Here is a 17,803-nt window from a genome sequence, read left to right as displayed (position 1 = left end):
CCGAGATGTCAACTGAGATTAAAGCCCCCGTTTTCCCAGAGTCGGTCGCAGAGGGCACCGTCGCGACCTGGCACAAGCAGCCGGGTGAAGCCTGTTCCCGTGATGAGCTGATTGTCGATATTGAAACCGACAAAGTGGTTCTCGAAGTGGTCGCGCCTGCAGACGGCGTGATCGAGGAAGTACTGAAAGGTGAGGGCGACACTGTAGAAAGCGGTGAAGTCATCGGCCGCTTCAAGGAAGGCGCCGCCGGCGAGTCCAAGCCTGCTGAAAGCAAGCCGGAAAGCAAAGAAGAAGCGCCCAAGGCCGAAGCCGAAAGTAACGCCGCCTCAGGTGACGCTATCCTTAGCCCGGCTGCTCGCAAGCTGGCTGAGGAGAACGACGTTGACCCGAATGCTGTGAAAGGTACCGGGAAAGACGGTCGCGTAACAAAAGAAGATGTTCAAAATCATGTTGATACTGCGAAGTCCTCAGACTCTGCTTCAACTCCGAAGCCGGCCGCTGATCTGCCCAAGGTAGACGTGAATGCCGGGGAGCGTGCCGAGAAGCGTGTGCCCATGACCCGGCTGCGCGCCAGCATCGCCAAGCGCCTGGTTAATGCGCAGCAGACTGCAGCCATGTTGACCACGTTCAACGAAGTGAACATGGCGCCGATCATGGAGTTGCGGAAGCAGTACCAGGACAGCTTCGTGAAGCGTCACGGCATCAAGCTGGGCTTCATGTCGTTTTTCACCAAGGCGGCGACCGAAGCACTCAAACGCTTCCCGGCGGTCAACGCCTCGATTGATGGCAATGACATGGTGTACCACGGTTACCAGGACGTAGGTGTGGCCGTGTCTACCGATCGAGGTCTGGTGGTTCCGGTGGTGCGCGACGTTGACGCGTTGGGCCTGGCCGACATCGAAAAGAAGATTGTCGAATATGGCACCAAGGCCAAAGATGGCAAGCTGGCCATCGAAGACATGACCGGTGGCACGTTCACCATCACCAATGGCGGCATTTTTGGTTCACTGATCTCCACGCCGATCCTGAATCCGCCGCAGACGGCGATCCTGGGTATGCACAAGATCCAGGAGCGCCCGATGGCGGTGAATGGCAAGGTCGAAATCCTGCCGATGATGTACCTGGCACTTTCTTACGACCACCGCATGGTTGATGGCAAGGAAGCCGTGCAGTTCCTGGTCGCGATCAAGGAAATGCTAGAAGATCCGGCACGTATTCTGCTGGACGTCTGAGCTGACTTTTAACGAATCGGAAAACGGGATCAACTATGTCTGATAAGTACGACGTCATTGTCATTGGTGCAGGCCCCGGCGGTTATGTGGCTGCTATCAAGGCTGCTCAGCTCGGCCTGAAAGCCGCGTGTGTGGAGTCCTGGACCTCTGAAGATAACAAGCAGGTACTTGGCGGTACCTGTCTGAACGTGGGCTGCATTCCGTCCAAGGCCTTGCTGGAAATTTCTCACAAGTTCGAGGAAGCCAACCACGGCTACGAGATGCAGGGCATCATCGCCAAGGATGTCAAAATCGACATCGCCAAGATGATGGAGCGCAAGAGCGGCATCGTTAAACAACTGACCGGCGGTATTGCCGGGCTGTTCAAGGCTAACGGTGTCACCTCGATCCACGGGCATGGCAAGCTGCTGGCGAACCGCAAAGTGGAAGTGACGGACAAGGACGGCCAGACCAAGACCTACGAAGCCGACAACGTCATCATTGCGACCGGTTCCAAACCGATTGAAATCCCGCCTGCGCCTTTCGACGGTGAATACATTGTCGATTCCGAGGGTGCGCTGGAGTTTACCGAAGTGCCCAAGCGCCTCGGTGTGATCGGTGCCGGTGTGATTGGTCTCGAGCTTGGCAGTGTCTGGGCGCGTCTTGGGTCCGAAGTGACGGTGATCGAAGCGCAGGATACTTTCTTGCCAACGGTGGATCAGCAAATTGCCAAAGATTCCTTCAAGCAGTTCCAGAAGCAGGGGCTGAATATTGTCATGGGCGCGCGTATGACCGGCGCCGAGATCAAGCGCAAGCTGGTCAACGTTAGCTACGAAGACAGCAAAGGCAAGCAGGAAGCGAAGTTTGACAAGCTGATCGTTGCGGTTGGCCGTCGTCCCTACACCGATAATGCCCTTGCGGAAGACTCTGGTGTGCAGATGGATGAGCGCGGCTTTATTTTCGTGGACGATAACTGCAAAACCGAAGCGCCGGGTGTGTGGGCGATCGGTGATGTGGTTCGCGGGCCGATGCTGGCACACAAGGCCTCGGAAGAGGGTGTCATGGTCGCCGAGCGCATTGCCGGACACAAGCCGCAGGTCAATTACGACTGCATTCCGAACGTGATCTACACCGCGCCGGAAGTTGCCTGGGTCGGCAAGACCGAAGAGCAGCTGAAAGCAGAAGGTGAAGAGTACAATGTCGGTACCTTCCCATTTGCCGCGAACGGTCGCGCCATGGCCGCTAACTCGGCTTCTGGCCTGGTGAAGATCATCGCTGATGCGAAGACCGATCGCATCCTGGGTTTCCACGTGGTGGGTCCGCAGGCGTCTGAAATCGTAGCCCAGGGCGTGATCGCCATGGAGTTCGGTTCCAGTGCAGAAGATCTGGCCCTGACCTGTTTCGCGCACCCGACTCTGTCGGAGTCAGTGCACGAGGCAGCTCTGGCCGTTGCTGGCGGAGCGATTCACATCGCCAACCGTCGCAAAAAGAAGTAACGCAACATCGGAAGTCGGGGCGCCAGGTTGGGCGCCCCGCTGCCATCATAACGGCAGTTTTTCCGGGTGCGTGAGCGGCAGGTTAAGGTGATCCCTGATCTGCCAGAGCGAATTCGCGTCAGGCGCACCAATGGCGGTGTGCCAGCGGGTTCATTTCCGTACGTGGTTATCCTCCATCAAAAGACGGGACATTAACTATGAATTTGCACGAATATCAGGGCAAGCAGCTGTTCGCTGAATATGGCCTGCCAGTATCCAAGGGCATCGCCTGTGATACGCCAAAGGAAGCAGTCGACGCAGCCGGCGAGATCGGCGGAGACGCATGGGTGGTGAAGGCTCAGGTTCACGCTGGTGGCCGTGGTAAGGCTGGCGGTGTAAAGCTGGTCAAGAGCAAGGACGAAATCCGTGAGTTCGCAGAGAAGTGGCTGGGGCAGAAGCTGGTCACTTACCAGACGGACGAGAACGGCCAGCCGGTCAGCAAGATTCTGGTTGAATCCCTCACTGACATCGACCAGGAGCTTTACCTGGGTGCGGTTGTAGACCGTGGTACCCGTCGTATTGTGTTCATGGCGTCCACCGAGGGTGGCGTTGAGATCGAGAAGGTTGCCGAGGAAACACCAGAAAAGATCCTGAAGGCGGAAGTGGATCCGCTGGTTGGCGCACAGCCATACCAGGGCCGCGAACTGGCCTTCAAACTGGGCCTGGAAGGCAAGCAGATCGGCCAGTTCACCAAGATCTTCATGGGTCTGGCGAAACTGTTCGAGGAGTGCGACCTGGCACTGGTGGAAATCAACCCGCTGGTGATCACCCCGGCCGGTGACCTGCACTGCCTGGACGCGAAGATCGGCGTTGATGGCAACGCCCTTTACCGCCAGAAGAAAATCCATGAGATGCATGATCCCTCCCAGGAAGATTCCCGGGAAGCGGAAGCGGCCAAGTGGGAGCTGAACTACGTGGCGCTGGAAGGCAACATCGGCTGCATGGTAAACGGCGCTGGCCTGGCCATGGGCACCATGGACATCATCAAGCTGTCCGGTGGCCGTCCGGCCAACTTCCTGGACGTTGGGGGCGGTGCCACCAAGGAGCGTGTTTCCGAAGCGTTCAAGATCATCCTCTCTGACGACAACGTGCAGGCCGTGCTGGTTAACATCTTCGGCGGTATTGTTCGTTGTGACATGATCGCCGAGGGCATTATCGGTGCCGTCAAGGAAGTGGGCGTCAAGGTTCCTGTGGTTGTGCGTCTGGAGGGCAACAATGCCGAGCTGGGCATCAAGGTACTGGCTGACAGTGGCCTGAACATCATCGCCGCCACCAGTCTGGCGGATGCCGCAGAGCAAGTCGTTAAAGCCGCAGGGGGTAAATAATGAGCATCCTGATCAACAAAGACACCAAGGTTATCTGCCAGGGCTTTACCGGCGCACAGGGTACTTTCCACTCTGAGCAGGCGATTGAGTACGGCACCAAAATGGTTGGCGGCGTCAGCCCCGGCAAGGGCGGCACCAAGCACCTGGGTCTGCCGGTTTTCAACACCGTGCGTGAAGCCGTTGAGCAGACCGGCGCAGAGGCGACGGTGATCTACGTGCCGGCGCCGTTCTGTAAAGACGCCATCGTCGAAGCGGCAGACGCTGGTATCCAGCTGATTGTGTGCATCACCGAAGGCATCCCGACCATCGACATGCTGTACGCGAAAGAATACGTTGATCGCAAAGGCGTTCGTATGATCGGCCCCAACTGCCCGGGCGTGATCACACCGGGCGAGTGCAAAATCGGCATCATGCCCGGGCACATCCACAAGCCGGGCAAGGTGGGTATCGTCTCCCGCTCGGGCACACTGACCTACGAAGCGGTCAAACAGACCACAGACTTCGGTTACGGCCAGTCTACCTGTGTCGGTATCGGTGGCGACCCGATTCCGGGCTCTAACTTCATCGATATCCTCAAGCTGTTGCAGGAAGATCCGCAGACTGAGGCCATCGTGATGATCGGTGAAATTGGTGGAACCGCGGAAGAAGAGGCCGCTGCGTTCATCAAGGAGAACGTTACCAAGCCGGTGGTGTCCTACATCGCAGGTGTTACCGCACCTCCGGGTAAGCGCATGGGCCATGCTGGCGCCATCATTTCCGGTGGTAAGGGCACGGCAGACGAGAAGTTTGCTGCGCTGAACGACGCCGGTGTCAAAACTGTGCGCAGCCTGGCCGAAATCGGCAAGGCGCTGAAGGAAGTGACGGGCTGGTAAGACACGACTGCCGGTTTACAAAGCCCCCGGGTCAGCCGCAAGGCGCCGGGGGCTTTTTCGTGCCGGTTTCACAGGCTAGTGCCGGTTTTTCAATGGCTTCTTAACGCCGGCGCCACATAAGACTATAATGCCCGGTCAGCCTGAACTAAGATGGGCTGCTCAATATTCTCAGAAGGAGTTCATGCTTTGAGTTCTGTAGATTCCCAGCAACGGGTTTTGTCCGGAATGCGTCCTACCGGCAAGCTTCATCTTGGCCACTACCACGGTGTGCTGAAAAACTGGGTTAAACTCCAGCATGAATACGAGTGCTTCTTCTTTGTTGCCGACTGGCATGCACTGACCACTAATTACGAAGACACCTCGGGCATCGAACAGAGCGTCTGGGACATGGTGATTGACTGGCTTGCGGCCGGTGTCAATCCGGGGTCGTCGACCATGTTTATCCAGTCACGGGTGCCGGAACACGCGGAATTGCACCTGTTGCTGTCAATGATTACGCCACTGGGCTGGCTGGAGCGCATTCCCACCTACAAGGATCAGCAGGAAAAACTGCGGGAAAAAGACCTGGCCACCTACGGTTTCCTCGGTTACCCGCTGCTGCAGAGTGCCGATATCCTGATGTACCGGGCCGGCAAGGTTCCGGTGGGCGCGGACCAGGTTTCTCATGTGGAGATTACCCGCGAGGTCGCTCGCCGCTTCAATCACATCTACGGTCGCGAGCCCGGCTTCGAAGAGCAGGCGGAAGGTGCCATTGTAAAAATGGGCAAGAAAAACGCCAAGCTCTACCGCACCCTGAAGAAGCGTTACCAGGAAGAAGGGGATATGGAGGCGCTGGAGACGGCGCGGGCGCTGCTGAAAGAGCAGCAGAACATCTCCCTGGGTGACCGTGAGCGCCTGTATGGTTACATCGAGGGCGGCGGTAAGGTCATTCTCCCGGAGCCGCAGCCGTTGCTGACACCGGAATCCAAGATGCCGGGGCTGGACGGGCAGAAGATGTCCAAGTCCTACAACAACTACATCGGTCTGCGTGAAGATCAGGATTCGGTGTCTCAGAAAGTGCGCACCATGCAGACTGATCCTCAGCGCGTGCGCCGGACCGACCCGGGCGATCCCGAAAAATGCCCGGTGTGGGGCATGCACAAAATATACTCCGATTCAGGCACCCGCGAATGGGTTCAGAATGGCTGCCGCAGCGCTGGCATCGGCTGCCTTGACTGCAAAAAACCACTGATCGACGCCATCATTGAAGAACAGCGCCCACTCCACGAGCGGGCCCGTGAGTATGAAGGCAATCCTGATCTGGTTCGTTCCATCATCGAAGAGGGTTGTGAGCAGGCCAGGGATTCGGCACGGGACACCCTTGAAGAAGTGCGCTCGGCGATGGGATTGAACTACCGCTGACATGAGGGCGCTGGAGACCGTATGACCGAGGATACTGCGAGCAGACCACAGGCCGACGCCGGCGAGGCAACCGTGTCGTCGCCTGCTGACCCGGCGCCGTTGGCTCGCGTGTCCGGCAAACCGGTGGTGGATTTGCCACGGGATCTCTACATTCCGCCCGACGCGCTGGCGGTTTTCCTCGAAGCGTTCGAGGGCCCGCTGGACCTTTTGCTGTACCTGATCCGCCGCCAGAATATGAACATTCTGGATATCGACGTCAGCGAGATCACACGGCAGTACATGGATTATATCGGCGCGGTGGAAGCCATGCGGTTCGAGCTGGCGGCGGAATACCTGGTGATGGCGGCGACGCTGGCGGAGATCAAATCCCGCATGTTGCTGCCGCGCCAGGAGAGCGAAGACGAGGAGGAGCTGGATCCCCGGGCCGAGCTTATCCGCCGTCTTCAGCAGTATGAGCGGTTCAAGAAAGCGGCAGAGGATCTGGATCAGCTGCCGCGTCTGGAACGCGATAACTTCAGCGGCTCCGCAGCGTTGCCGAAGATGCCATCGAGCCAGCCGCATCCGGACGTGGAACTGTCCGAGTTGCTGCTGGCGCTGCAGGGCGTTTTGAAGCGTGTAGACCTGTTCACCAGCCATCATGTCGAGAGGGAAAAGCTGTCGACCCGAGAACGTATGTCCGCCATTCTGTCTGTTCTGCAGGGGGACCGGTTCGTCAACTTTGAAAGCCTGTTCACACCGGAAGAGGGGCGGCTGGGCGTGGTCGTCACTTTTCTGGCGACGCTGGAACTGGTGAAGGAACAACTGATCGAGGTGGTTCAGGGCGAGGTTCTCGGGCCGATACACGTGCGTGCCAGAGCTTCCTGCTAGAACACACCAGCGAGACAAGACGCGAGTGCCATGAACGAAGAAAACCTGAGAAAAATACAGGCGATCACCGAAGCCGCGTTGCTGGCGGCCGGCAAGCCCATGTCTCTGGAGCAGCTTCGTGACCTGTTTACGGAAGATGAACGACCGGCTCGCCAGGTCATGGAGCATGTGCTGGTGCTGCTGGAAAGCGCCTGCGAGGGCCGCGGCTTCGAGCTCAAGAAGGTAGCCAGTGGCTACCGTCTTCAGGTCCGGGAAGAGTACGCGCCCTGGGTAAGCCGGATGTTCGAGGAAAAGCCCCAGCGCTACTCCCGGGCGTTGTTGGAGACGCTGGCGTTGATCGCCTATCGTCAACCGATCACCCGGGGAGAGATTGAGGACATCCGGGGTGTCACGGTGAGCAGTAATATTATTCGCACCCTGCTGGAGCGGGAGTGGGTCAAAGTGGTCGGGCACCGCGATGTGCCGGGTCGACCGGCCATGTACGCCACCACACGCCAGTTCCTCGACTATTTTAATCTGTCGGGTCTGGATCAGTTGCCGCCTCTGTCGGAGGTGCGTGATCTGGAGGAGATCGGTCGTGAAATTGAAAAGAACATCCAGGCGGAGATCGAGTTCGAGTCTTCCTCCGCTGCTGACGAAAACACCGATGATGAAGGTGCCGGGCAACCGGCGCCGGATACCGAATCGAATCAGACACTTCACTGATGCCAGGGGCATCAGCCCAGTTTAAAGGAAAAATTCATGGCGTCAGATCGCCCCGGGAAGCCAGGCCCCAAAGCCGCTCCCTCCAGGAATGCACCGTCTACCGCCGGTGAGCCGGAAAGAATCCAGAAGCTTCTGTCCAGAGCAGGCGTGGGCTCGCGGCGCGAGGTGGAAAGCTGGATGGACGCCGGGCGTGTGACGGTGAACGGCCAGTTGCCGGAGCCAGGCCAGAAAGTCACCATTAATGATCGTATCGATGTCGATGGCAAGCGGCTGGACCTGGCCTCAGGTTCTGCCGTGGTCAGACGTGTGTTGATCTATAACAAGCCGGAGGGTGAAGTCACTACCCGACGCGATCCCGAGGGTCGCCCTACGGTGTTCGACCGTCTGCCACGGCTCAAGGACCATCGCTGGATCTCCATCGGGCGTCTTGATATCAATACCACCGGGCTGGTGCTGTTCACTACTGACGGCGAACTGGGGAACCGGTTGATGCACCCTTCCAGTGAAGTGGATCGTGAATACGCCGTGCGGGTCTTCGGAGAAGTGACCGACGACATGCTCAAGCGGCTGATGGAGGGTGTGCTGCTGGAAGACGGCATGGCCAAGTTCTCGGACATCACACCGGCCGGCGGCAGCGGGATCAACCGCTGGTTCCATGTCACGTTACTTGAGGGCCGGAATCGCGAAGTGCGTCGGCTATGGGAATCCCAGGGTGTGCGGGTCAGCCGGCTCAAGCGCGTACGCTATGGGCCGATTTTTCTGCCAAGCCGTCTCACGGTAGGCAAGTGGGAAGAGCTGGACCAGAAAGCCGTGGATCTGCTCAGCAAATCGGTTGGTCTGGAATCCGTTGTGATTCCGGCCAAGACGCCCGATGAGCAGGCCGCTCTGGATCGCAAGCGCAACAAGCAACCGGGACGTCCGGCACGCAAAAGTGGAGGGCGCAAGTGGGACGTTGCCACGTCAAAGCCCGCCGGAGGGGGCAAGAGCTCGTCAGCGAAATCCGGCCGAAGCCCTAAGCGCTAATCCTGTCAGCCGATACTGGCAAAGACCCTTGTGCAGTTGCGCCCGTGGTCTTTGGCCCGGTAGAGCGCCTCGTCAGCGCGAGCAACCCACTGATCGGACGTTTCGTCTACCAGCCTCATGGCCACGCCGCAGCTGGCAGTCACCGAGACGTTGGTATCACCGCAATTAACCACGATGGTGGCAATGTTGCGACGGATCCTGTCCGCTACGTCCCGGGCATCCTGCTCGGCGGTGTGGGGCAGTAGCACCGCAAATTCCTCGCCACCAAACCGGTAAACTGAATCGGAGGTCCGCACCGCCCCTTCGAGTTCGCGGGCGGCCAGTTTTAGCAGATGGTCCCCGACCACATGGCCGTGCTTATCGTTAACCGCTTTGAAGTGGTCCAGATCACAGAGAATCAGGGAATACTGATCGCCGTGGCGATCGGACAGCTGCGAGGCCTGAAGCAACGACTGTTCCATCGCGCGCTTGTTGGGAACGCCGGTCAGGGAGTCCGTAAGGGCAGCTTGTTCGATCACGATGAACTTGCAGGCGTTACGTATGGGGCAGATGGCCGCACCCAGGATCAGCTCAATACCCTCCAGTTCTTCCTCTTTGAAGCGTTGGCGACGTTTCAGTGTCAGGGTGCCGTAATATTCTCCCTCAAGATTCAGTCGGTACTCACAACTGTGTGGGCCGTCCATGCCTGAGGCATAGACGAACTCGGTACTTCCAATCTGATGGCGATAGTTGAGCGCCCCGTAAGGCACCACAACGGCCATTTCCTCTGCAAGAATGGCGAGCTGATGCTCCAGTGAGAGCGTGGTCGAGAGCCGTCGGGTCAGACGAGTCAATACATCGGGCGACTCGTTCCAGTCCCGGTGAGCCTGCCGCAGCGCAGCGAGCTTTTGGGGTTGAGGGCCAGTTTTTGCAATTGAGGGAATGTTTTTCACTGGGTGTCCGCCGTGATTCACGATTTCCATGTACAATGCACATACTGTGCCTGAAAAAATAAAAGTATAAAAACCAGTAAGGTAAAGAGCTTACTTAAACCAAGATATGGGTCTTTATCATTTTTGGCAGTGAAGCGTCAGAATTTCGGCAGACATTTGCCTCCGTCAGACCGGTCGAAATGTCGGGCAGGGGGATGGGGTCTGCCAATCCCTGTGTTAGACTTTTGTGTTTATTATTGTGCCCTCAGTATAGCCAGTGAGCATCGATTTCTATGAGGTTTCAGGCCCCCGAAAGTCTTTCCGAGCAGATTGCGCAGCACCTCGGGCAACGCATCATGACCGGCGATCTCAAACCCGGTGAGCGGATCCAGGAACTCAAGGTCGCCGGGGAGCTCAATGTCAGCCGTGGCTCGGTTCGCGAGGCGCTGCTGATTCTGCAGCGGCGCCATCTGGTGGAAATTTTTCCGCGTCGAGGCGCCGTGGTATCCCGCCTGACCCCGGAGTTGGTCAACAGCCTTTACGACATCTACATCGACCTGCTGTGCATGCTCGGCCGTAAGGTCATGGAACGCTGGTCGGGCCCGGAGCTGGCGGGTGTTATCAGCCAGGCCCGCGAACTCCAGGCAGTCACCGATGCGCTGAACTCCCCCGAGGGAGATGCAGCGGAGCAAGTGATCGAGGCAGGTTTCGGCGTGATGCGGTACGCCTACACTCTGGTGGATAATCCATTCCTTGAAGAGACCCTGGAAAATTTCCGGCCGGCCATCAGCCGAACCTATTACGTCGCCCTGGAAAACTTCCGGGAGGAAATGACCGAAACCGGACGCTTCTTCAGTGATGTTGCCGATGCCGCGGTGAGCGGGGAGGCTGGCAAGGTGGAATCGGCCATTTGCCGCTTTGGTGAGCACCAGCGTAACCAGGTGCTCCGGATACTCAGGGAAGAGGCCACCGCGTGATATGCGCCTGAAATCCATTAAGCTTGCCGGCTTCAAATCCTTTGTTGATCCCACCACGGTGCCATTTCCCACCAACTTGACGTCCGTTGTCGGGCCAAATGGTTGCGGTAAATCCAACATCATCGATGCCGTGCGTTGGGTCATGGGTGAAAGTTCCGCCAAGTACCTGCGTGGCGAATCCATGACCGACGTGATCTTCAACGGCTCCAGTGCCCGCAAGCCGGTGGGGCAGGCGTCCATAGAGCTGATTTTCGATAACAGCGATGGGTCTGCACCCGGCGAGTTCGTGCGTTTCAATGAAATCTCCGTACGCCGACGGGTGTCTCGGGAGGGGCAGTCAGACTACTTTCTGAACGGCTCTAAATGCCGCCGCCGCGACATCACCGATCTGTTTCTGGGGACCGGGCTTGGCCCGCGCAGCTACGCCATTATCGAACAGGGCATGATTTCCCGGTTGATTGAAGCCAAGCCGGAAGAGTTGCGGGTGTATATCGAAGAGGCGGCGGGCATTTCCAAATACAAGGAGCGCCGCCGGGAGACCGAAAACCGTATTCGTCGCACCCAGGAAAATCTGGAACGCCTGACCGACCTGCGCGACGAGCTGGGACGCCAGTTGCAGCACCTTGAGCGTCAGGCCGCCGCCGCCGAGAAGTACAAGGCGTTCAAACAGGAGGAGCGTCAGAAAAAGGCGGAGCTGACGGTATTGCGCTGGAAGTCCCTCGACGACGATCTGCAGACCTGGCGCACCAGGATTCGTGATACCGAGCTGGAGCTGGAAAAGTACCTGACCGAACGGGTGAACCTGGAAACGTCTCTGGAGGCGTTGCGGGACAGTCATCAGGAGCGCACCGAACACTTCAATCGCGCCCAGGCCCGTTTTTATGAGGCCGGCGCGGATATTGCCCGCATTGAACAGAGCCTTGAGCACCAGCGGGAGCGCAGCCGACAGACCGCTACCGAGCTTGATCAGGCGATGGCCAATCAGCGGGAGCTGGCGCGGGAGCTGGAGCAGGACGAAGAGAAGCGCGCCGGGATCCAGGAAGAGCTGGACATGATTGAGCCCGAGCAGGAAGCGCTGGCGTTGCGTGCCGAAGAATCCGGCGAGAAGTTGCAGCGAGCGGAAGATGCCATGAGTGAGTGGCAGCAGGGCTGGGAGCAGTTCAGTTCCCGTTCAGCGGATGCCCGGCGCCAGGCAGAACTGGCCCAGTCACGCATCCGTTCCCTGGAAGACGCGATCAATCAGTTGAAGAATCGCCAACAACGCCTGAAAGATGAACAGGAACTGCTCGAAGGACAGCTGGACCGGGCCGAGCTGGAGGCCCTTCTGGAGCAGCAGGAAAACCTGCAGCTCCAGCGTGAAGACGCTTCTGAGCGGATTACTGCAGTGCAGGACGAGCTGTACGAGGCCCGTCAACAATACAAAGACGCTGAACAGGGCGTGTCGCGCTACCGCCAACGGGTTCAGAGCCTCCAGGCAACGCTGGACTCCCAGCACGCCCTGCTGGATGAGCAGATGGGTGGCCAGGACGACGCGCTGCAAACCTGGCTGCGTGAGTCCGGTCTGGAGAGCGCGCCAAGGGTGGCCCAGCAACTGACCATCGACAACGGCTGGGAGTTTGCAGTCGAACAGGTGATCAGCCGCTTCAGCCAGGGCGTGACCGTGCCGGGCCTGGGTGATTTGCATCCGGCGCTGGTCAATGCGCCAAGGGGGCTGGCGCTGGTGAATGAACAGGGCACTGAGCCGCGCTCAGGGTCGGGGCTTGCTGGCCGGGTGTCCGGGGCCGATGGCATCAGTGTGCTGCTGTCTGGCATCGACACCGCCGATTCCCTGGAGCAGGCGTTGTCGCGCCAGGCGAGTCTCGCAAACGGTGAGAGTGTGATCACTCGTGACGGTGTCTGGGTATCCCGCGACTGGATTCTGATGCCGGATTCGGACGCAGGGCAGGTCGGGGTCATCGAGCGGCAGAAAAAAGTCAGTCAACTCGGCGAGGAGCTTGCGGAGGCGGATGCGCTGCTGCAAGAGGCCAGCGCGCAACTCGAGGCACTTCAGGAGCGAGTAGAACGCGCGGAGTCAGACCGGGACGATGCTCAGGGCCGCCTCAGCGACGCAGAGCGGGAGCTTGGGGGCCTGTCCTCGAAGATCAGTGGCCTGAAAGCGCGCGCAGAGCAGATCGATGACCGTCTTCAGCGCATCCGTGATGACGCGGAGGATGTGGTCATGGGCATTGAAGAACAGCTGGAACAGCTGCAGGAAGCCCGCGAGGAGTGGCAGGATGCGCTGGCGTCGACGGAAGACAGCGACGAAGAAAAAGAGCGGTTGCTGGAGCGTCGTGATTCGCTCCGGGAAAACCTCGACCACCTGCGCCAGGAAGCCCGCCATGACCGGGATCATGCCCATCAGCTGCAACTTCAGCTGCAGTCACTGAACAGCCAGCGGGACGGATTGAAACAGACGCTGGAACGCATGCAGATGCAGAAAGAGCGACTGGACGAACGACTGGATATCCTCAGGGAAAGTCGGGAGCAGGCCGAAGAGCCCATCGAAGATCTGCAGCTGCAGCTTGAGGGTCTGCTGGACCGCCGGCTGGCGGAAGAAGAAAAACTGGGTGCAGCTCGGGATGCGCTGGAAGAGATTGATCGGGAAGTCCGGGAGAAGGAGCAGGGCCGGGGCCGAACCGAACACGAGGTCCAGGACATCCGTGCCCGGCTGGAAAAACTCAAAATGGAATCCCAGGCGCTGGAAATCCGCTCGGGTAACCACATTGAGCAGCTCAGGGAGCTGGATGTGAAGTTGCAGGAAGTGCTGGAACAGCTCCCCGAAGAAGCCACTGAGCAAAGCTGGGCTGACGAGCTGGAGAAGATCGGCAACCGGATTCAGCGGCTGGGCGCGATTAACCTGGCCGCTATTGAAGAATACCAGGTGCAGGGCGAGCGCAAGAACTATCTGGACAGCCAGCATGAGGATCTTACGGAAGCATTGGAGACGCTGGATAACGCCATGCGGCGCATTGACCGGGAAACCCGTCAGCGCTTCAAGGAAACCTTCGATCAGGTGAACGGTGGCCTTCAGGCTCTGTTCCCGAAGGTGTTCGGCGGCGGCAACGCCTATCTGGAACTGACCGGGGAAGACCTGCTGGAAACCGGCGTCGCCATTATGGCGCGGCCGCCGGGCAAGAAAAACAGCACCATTCATTTGCTATCGGGCGGGGAGAAAGCACTCACAGCAATTGCCCTGGTGTTCTCCATTTTTCAGCTCAATCCGGCGCCGTTCTGTATGCTGGATGAGGTGGACGCCCCGCTGGATGATGCCAATGTTGGCCGCTATGCCAATATGGTGAAGGAAATGTCAAAGCAGGTTCAGTTTATCTACATCACCCACAACAAGATCGCCATGGAGATGGCAGATCAGTTGATGGGGGTGACCATGCATGAGCCCGGGTGCTCACGTCTGGTGTCGGTAGATGTAGAAGAGGCGGCCGCGCTGGCAGAGGCCTGAACCCGGGAGGCCGCCCCCGAGGCGGTCAAAGATGACAAAGAAGCCATCTGGCCCACCTGCGCGTTGTATTCATTACAGGCTTTTTTTAGAGTAGCAACGATATCCGATCCGCAAACAGGACAGCAGCACTATGTCACTAAGGGAATGGTTAATTGCCATAGGTACCCTGGTCATTATCGGCATTGTCATCGACGGTCTGCGTCGAATGAGACGGGCCAGAAAAGAGTCGATGGCAATTTCGTCCGGTATGGGCGTCAACGAACTCGATGCATCACCGCTGGATGAGGATCACAATCCTGAACTGCCCAATGGCGGCGCCCGCACCATATCGCGGGATACTCTGGAAGAGCGGGGTTATCTGAAGCGAGAGCGGTCCAACCGGTTCGGGAGTCCGGTGCAGAAACCGACGCGGCCCATCATCAGTGATGAGGAAAAGCGTGCGCTTTCGGAGCCCTACAGCGGCAATGAGACGGGCAATCCTGCCGGAAACGACCAGCAGCATGATGAGGTGCGCGAATCGGAAATCGACGACACTGGCTGGGGTGCGGTTGAGGACGATGTCGAGTACGAGGTTGCTGAGGGCCTGGTCAGCGAACCGAGAACCGGGGGCGCAAGCCAACCTGCGGCGGAGCCACAGCCTCAGGCTGATCCTGTCGCGAGCGCTGCAGAGGCCCGGAGCGCGCCTCCGCTGGTCACCAGCGAGGTAGAGGAAGATACCGCACGTCGGGAACAAATGCCGAAACGAACCGATCAGCCGTTGGCGGGTGCCAATCGTCCGGAAGCACGGGAAGTGATTGTGATCAACGTGCTGGCGCGCAACGGTGAGGACTTCAAGGGGACTGCCCTGAAAAACCTGTTCGAAGCCTGTGGTCTGGAATACGGCGATATGGACATATACCATCGCCACGAACAGTCCGACACCATCAGCCCTGTGCAATTCAGTGTGGCCAGTGCCGTTGAGCCGGGCACCTTCCGGCCCGCCGACATGCCCGGGATGGCAACCCCCGGGATCAGCTTTTTCATGAGTCTGCCTGGACCGTCCAATGCCCTTCAGGCCTTCGATTTCATGCTGGAAACCGCGCAGTGCGTGGTCCGCAACATGGGCGGTGAGCTGAAAGATGAGCGGCGCAGCGTCATGACCCCGCAAACCATCGAGCATTGTCGCCAGCGTATTCGTGAGTTCGAGCGCAAGCAGCGGTCGCATCGCCACTGACACCTACGGCGGACAACTGACGGTAAAATACCCGGTGTAATCCGGGTATTTTTTTGTAGATCCGAGGACAGACAGGTATGAGCACAGCAAACCGGGAGACGGTTAACCGGGTTCAGGCATTGCGACAGGCGATCAATGAACACAACTATCGCTATTACGTGCTGGATGAGCCGCAGGTGCCAGATGCGGAGTACGACCGTTTGTTCAGGGAACTCCAGAAGTTGGAGGCCGACAATCCTGAGCTCATCACCGAGGATTCACCCACCCGTCGGGTTGGCGTCAATGCCGAGACCAGCTTCGAGGAGGTGGTTCATCGGATCCCGATGCTGTCACTGGATAATGCTTTCAGTGATGAAGAATTGCAGGATTTCGACCGCCGGGTTCGCGACCGCCTGAAAACCGATGATCTCATCGACTACGTCTGTGAGCCGAAACTGGACGGTCTGGCGGTCAGTCTGCACTACGAGCAGGGTGCGCTCACCCGTGCCGCCACCCGCGGTGACGGCTACGCCGGCGAGGACATCACCGCTAATATCCGAACGATTCCCTCGGTACCGCTGAAGCTCCGTGGGGAGCAGGTGCCGGACCTGGTGGAGGTGCGTGGCGAAGTCTATATGCCCAAGGCGGGTTTCGAAGCCCTCAACCAGTCACTGACCAATAAGGGTGAGAAAGCCTTTGTGAATCCCCGCAATGCCGCGGCCGGTAGTCTGCGCCAGAAAAAACCGTCGGTCACCGCCCGCCGTCCACTGGAGATGTGTGCCTACAGCGCCGCGGTTACCGACGACTCCCTATTGCCCACCACCCATTGGGATACCCTGCAGCAAGTACGGGAGTGGGGGTTTCGCATCAACCCGGAAATGACCAAGGCCCGGGGTGTGGAGGCGTGCCTGCAGGCGTATCAGACGTTGATGACCAAGCGTCCCGAATTGCCTTATGAAATCGACGGTATCGTGTTCAAGGTCAACAGCCTGGAGCTGCAGCGGACGCTGGGTTTTGTGTCACGCGCACCACGCTGGGCCATTGCTCACAAGTTTCCGGCGCAGGAAGAGCTGACCGTGATCGAAGACGTCGAGTTTCAGGTCGGCCGCACCGGTGCCGTCACTCCGGTGGCGCGTCTCAAGCCGGCGTTTGTCGGCGGGGTCACCGTCAGCAACGCCACGCTGCATAACATGGATGAAATTCACCGCCTTGATGCCCGCATCGGCGACACGGTGTTCATCCGCCGCGCCGGGGATGTGATTCCACAGATCGTCAAGGTGGTCATCGAGAAGCGCCCGCCCAACGCCTGTGCGGTGGTGCTCCCCGCCACGTGCCCGGTGTGCGATTCCGACGTTATCCAGATTGAGGGCGAGGCGGTGGCCCGCTGTTCCGGCGGACTGTTCTGCCCGGCCCAGCGCAAGGAAGCGATTCGTCATTACGCGTCCCGTAAAGCTCTGGACATTGAGGGTCTGGGTGACAAGTGGATAGATATCCTGGTGGACAAGAACATGGTGAAAACCGTGGCTGATCTGTACCGGCTGACCAAAGCGGATCTCACCGGTCTGGAACGGATGGGAGAGAAGTCCGCGAGCAATCTTCTGGGGGCCATCGACAAGTCCCGCAATCCGGTACTGTGGCGATTCGTCTACGCGCTGGGAATCCGCGAAGTGGGTGAGGCGACCGCCAAGGCGCTGGCCAGCTATTTTGGTACCCTGGAGACGATGGCAGAAGCGGATGAAGAGACGCTGCAGCAGGTGCCTGACGTAGGGCCGATTGTCGCCGGGCATATCCGCAGTTTTTTTGACCAGTCCCACAACCAGGAAATCCTCGAGGCCCTGCGCAGTGCTGGTGTTCAGTGGCAAACGGAGGAAATCACCGCACAGGCGAGACCGCTGCAGGGAGAAACCTGGGTGCTTACCGGCACGTTGTCCACGATGACCCGGGATGAGGCCAAAGCGCAGCTCGAGCAACTCGGCGCGAAGGTCGCCGGCAGTGTGTCCCGTAAAACCACGTGCGTGGTCGCCGGCGAGGCGGCCGGATCAAAACTCACCAAAGCGGAATCCCTCGGGGTCCGGGTCCTGGACGAGACCGATTTCCAGTCGTTCCTTCAGGCCCAGCAGGCATAGCCACTCGGGCCGGGATACCGGGCCCGGCCTTTCAATCTGAGAACTCGCGCAGATCCCCTCAGGGATAAATTGATTACCATGGCGTTGCTCTGTAACGGTGTGTAAAGCTGTGATGTGACGCCGCTTGGCCACCGATAATAACAACGCCTTGAAACGGACTTT

At 58.8% G+C, this 17,803-nt stretch carries 13 protein-coding genes; 12 read left to right on the top strand and 1 reads right to left on the bottom strand.

The window, feature by feature from the left end; all coding sequences use genetic code 11:
- Positions 1-5 precede the first annotated feature (5 nt).
- The 8 genes from odhB (at position 6) to rluB (ending at position 8,939) form a co-directional block, all read left to right on the top strand.
- The gene (odhB, locus tag MLC70_RS09810) at positions 6-1,232 is read left to right on the top strand and encodes a 2-oxoglutarate dehydrogenase complex dihydrolipoyllysine-residue succinyltransferase (protein ID WP_248183488.1); all 1,227 of its coding nucleotides are present in this window, start codon (positions 6-8) and stop codon (positions 1,230-1,232) included.
- Positions 1,233-1,267: 35 nt separating this feature from the next.
- The gene (gene lpdA / locus MLC70_RS09805) at positions 1,268-2,707 is read left to right on the top strand and encodes a dihydrolipoyl dehydrogenase (RefSeq protein ID WP_248183486.1); all 1,440 of its coding nucleotides are present in this window, start codon (positions 1,268-1,270) and stop codon (positions 2,705-2,707) included.
- A 197-nt stretch (positions 2,708-2,904) separates the two neighbouring features.
- Positions 2,905-4,071 carry an ADP-forming succinate--CoA ligase subunit beta gene (sucC, locus tag MLC70_RS09800; protein WP_248183483.1) on the top strand — a complete coding sequence of 389 codons (1,167 nt, stop codon included), beginning with the start codon at positions 2,905-2,907 and terminating at the stop codon, positions 4,069-4,071.
- Positions 4,071-4,943, top strand: coding sequence for a succinate--CoA ligase subunit alpha (sucD, locus tag MLC70_RS09795; RefSeq protein ID WP_248183478.1), 873 nt, complete (start codon positions 4,071-4,073; stop codon positions 4,941-4,943). Before sucC ends, sucD begins: the two co-directional genes overlap by 1 nt.
- A gap of 186 nt (positions 4,944-5,129) precedes the next feature.
- Positions 5,130-6,344, top strand: a complete 1,215-nt coding sequence (locus tag MLC70_RS09790) for a tryptophan--tRNA ligase (protein ID WP_282448413.1) — start codon at positions 5,130-5,132, stop codon at positions 6,342-6,344.
- 21 nt (positions 6,345-6,365) lie between these two features.
- Complete coding sequence (locus tag MLC70_RS09785; protein WP_248183474.1) at positions 6,366-7,211, top strand: segregation and condensation protein A; 846 nt, start codon at positions 6,366-6,368, stop codon at positions 7,209-7,211.
- 30 nt (positions 7,212-7,241) lie between these two features.
- Positions 7,242-7,916, top strand: coding sequence for an SMC-Scp complex subunit ScpB (gene scpB, locus MLC70_RS09780; RefSeq protein ID WP_248183472.1), 675 nt, complete (start codon positions 7,242-7,244; stop codon positions 7,914-7,916).
- 36 nt (positions 7,917-7,952) lie between these two features.
- The gene (rluB, locus tag MLC70_RS09775; protein ID WP_248183470.1) at positions 7,953-8,939 is read left to right on the top strand and encodes a 23S rRNA pseudouridine(2605) synthase RluB; all 987 of its coding nucleotides are present in this window, start codon (positions 7,953-7,955) and stop codon (positions 8,937-8,939) included.
- A 5-nt stretch (positions 8,940-8,944) separates the two neighbouring features.
- Here rluB and MLC70_RS09770 read toward each other — a convergent pair whose 3' ends face one another.
- Positions 8,945-9,871, bottom strand: coding sequence for a GGDEF domain-containing protein (locus MLC70_RS09770; protein WP_248183468.1), 927 nt, complete (start codon positions 9,869-9,871; stop codon positions 8,945-8,947).
- A 272-nt stretch (positions 9,872-10,143) separates the two neighbouring features.
- Here MLC70_RS09770 and MLC70_RS09765 point away from each other — a divergent pair, with 272 nt between their 5' ends.
- The 4 genes from MLC70_RS09765 (at position 10,144) to ligA (ending at position 17,641) form a co-directional block, all read left to right on the top strand.
- Positions 10,144-10,827, top strand: a complete 684-nt coding sequence (locus MLC70_RS09765; RefSeq protein WP_248183466.1) for a GntR family transcriptional regulator — start codon at positions 10,144-10,146, stop codon at positions 10,825-10,827.
- A 1-nt stretch (position 10,828) separates the two neighbouring features.
- Positions 10,829-14,323 carry a chromosome segregation protein SMC gene (gene smc / locus MLC70_RS09760; RefSeq protein WP_248183464.1) on the top strand — a complete coding sequence of 1,165 codons (3,495 nt, stop codon included), beginning with the start codon at positions 10,829-10,831 and terminating at the stop codon, positions 14,321-14,323.
- Between the two features lie 130 nt (positions 14,324-14,453).
- Positions 14,454-15,536 carry a cell division protein ZipA gene (gene zipA, locus MLC70_RS09755; protein ID WP_248183463.1) on the top strand — a complete coding sequence of 361 codons (1,083 nt, stop codon included), beginning with the start codon at positions 14,454-14,456 and terminating at the stop codon, positions 15,534-15,536.
- 77 nt (positions 15,537-15,613) lie between these two features.
- On the top strand, positions 15,614-17,641 hold the full coding sequence (gene ligA / locus MLC70_RS09750; protein WP_248183461.1) for an NAD-dependent DNA ligase LigA: 2,028 nt from the start codon (positions 15,614-15,616) through the stop codon (positions 17,639-17,641).
- Positions 17,642-17,803 lie beyond the last annotated feature (162 nt).

The organism is Marinobacter goseongensis, from assembly GCF_023156235.1.
In the GTDB taxonomy this organism is placed as follows: Bacteria; Pseudomonadota; Gammaproteobacteria; order Pseudomonadales; family Oleiphilaceae; genus Marinobacter; species Marinobacter goseongensis.
The sequence above is the reverse complement of the archived record's forward strand: the minus strand, read 5'-3'. Positions and strand labels throughout refer to the sequence as shown.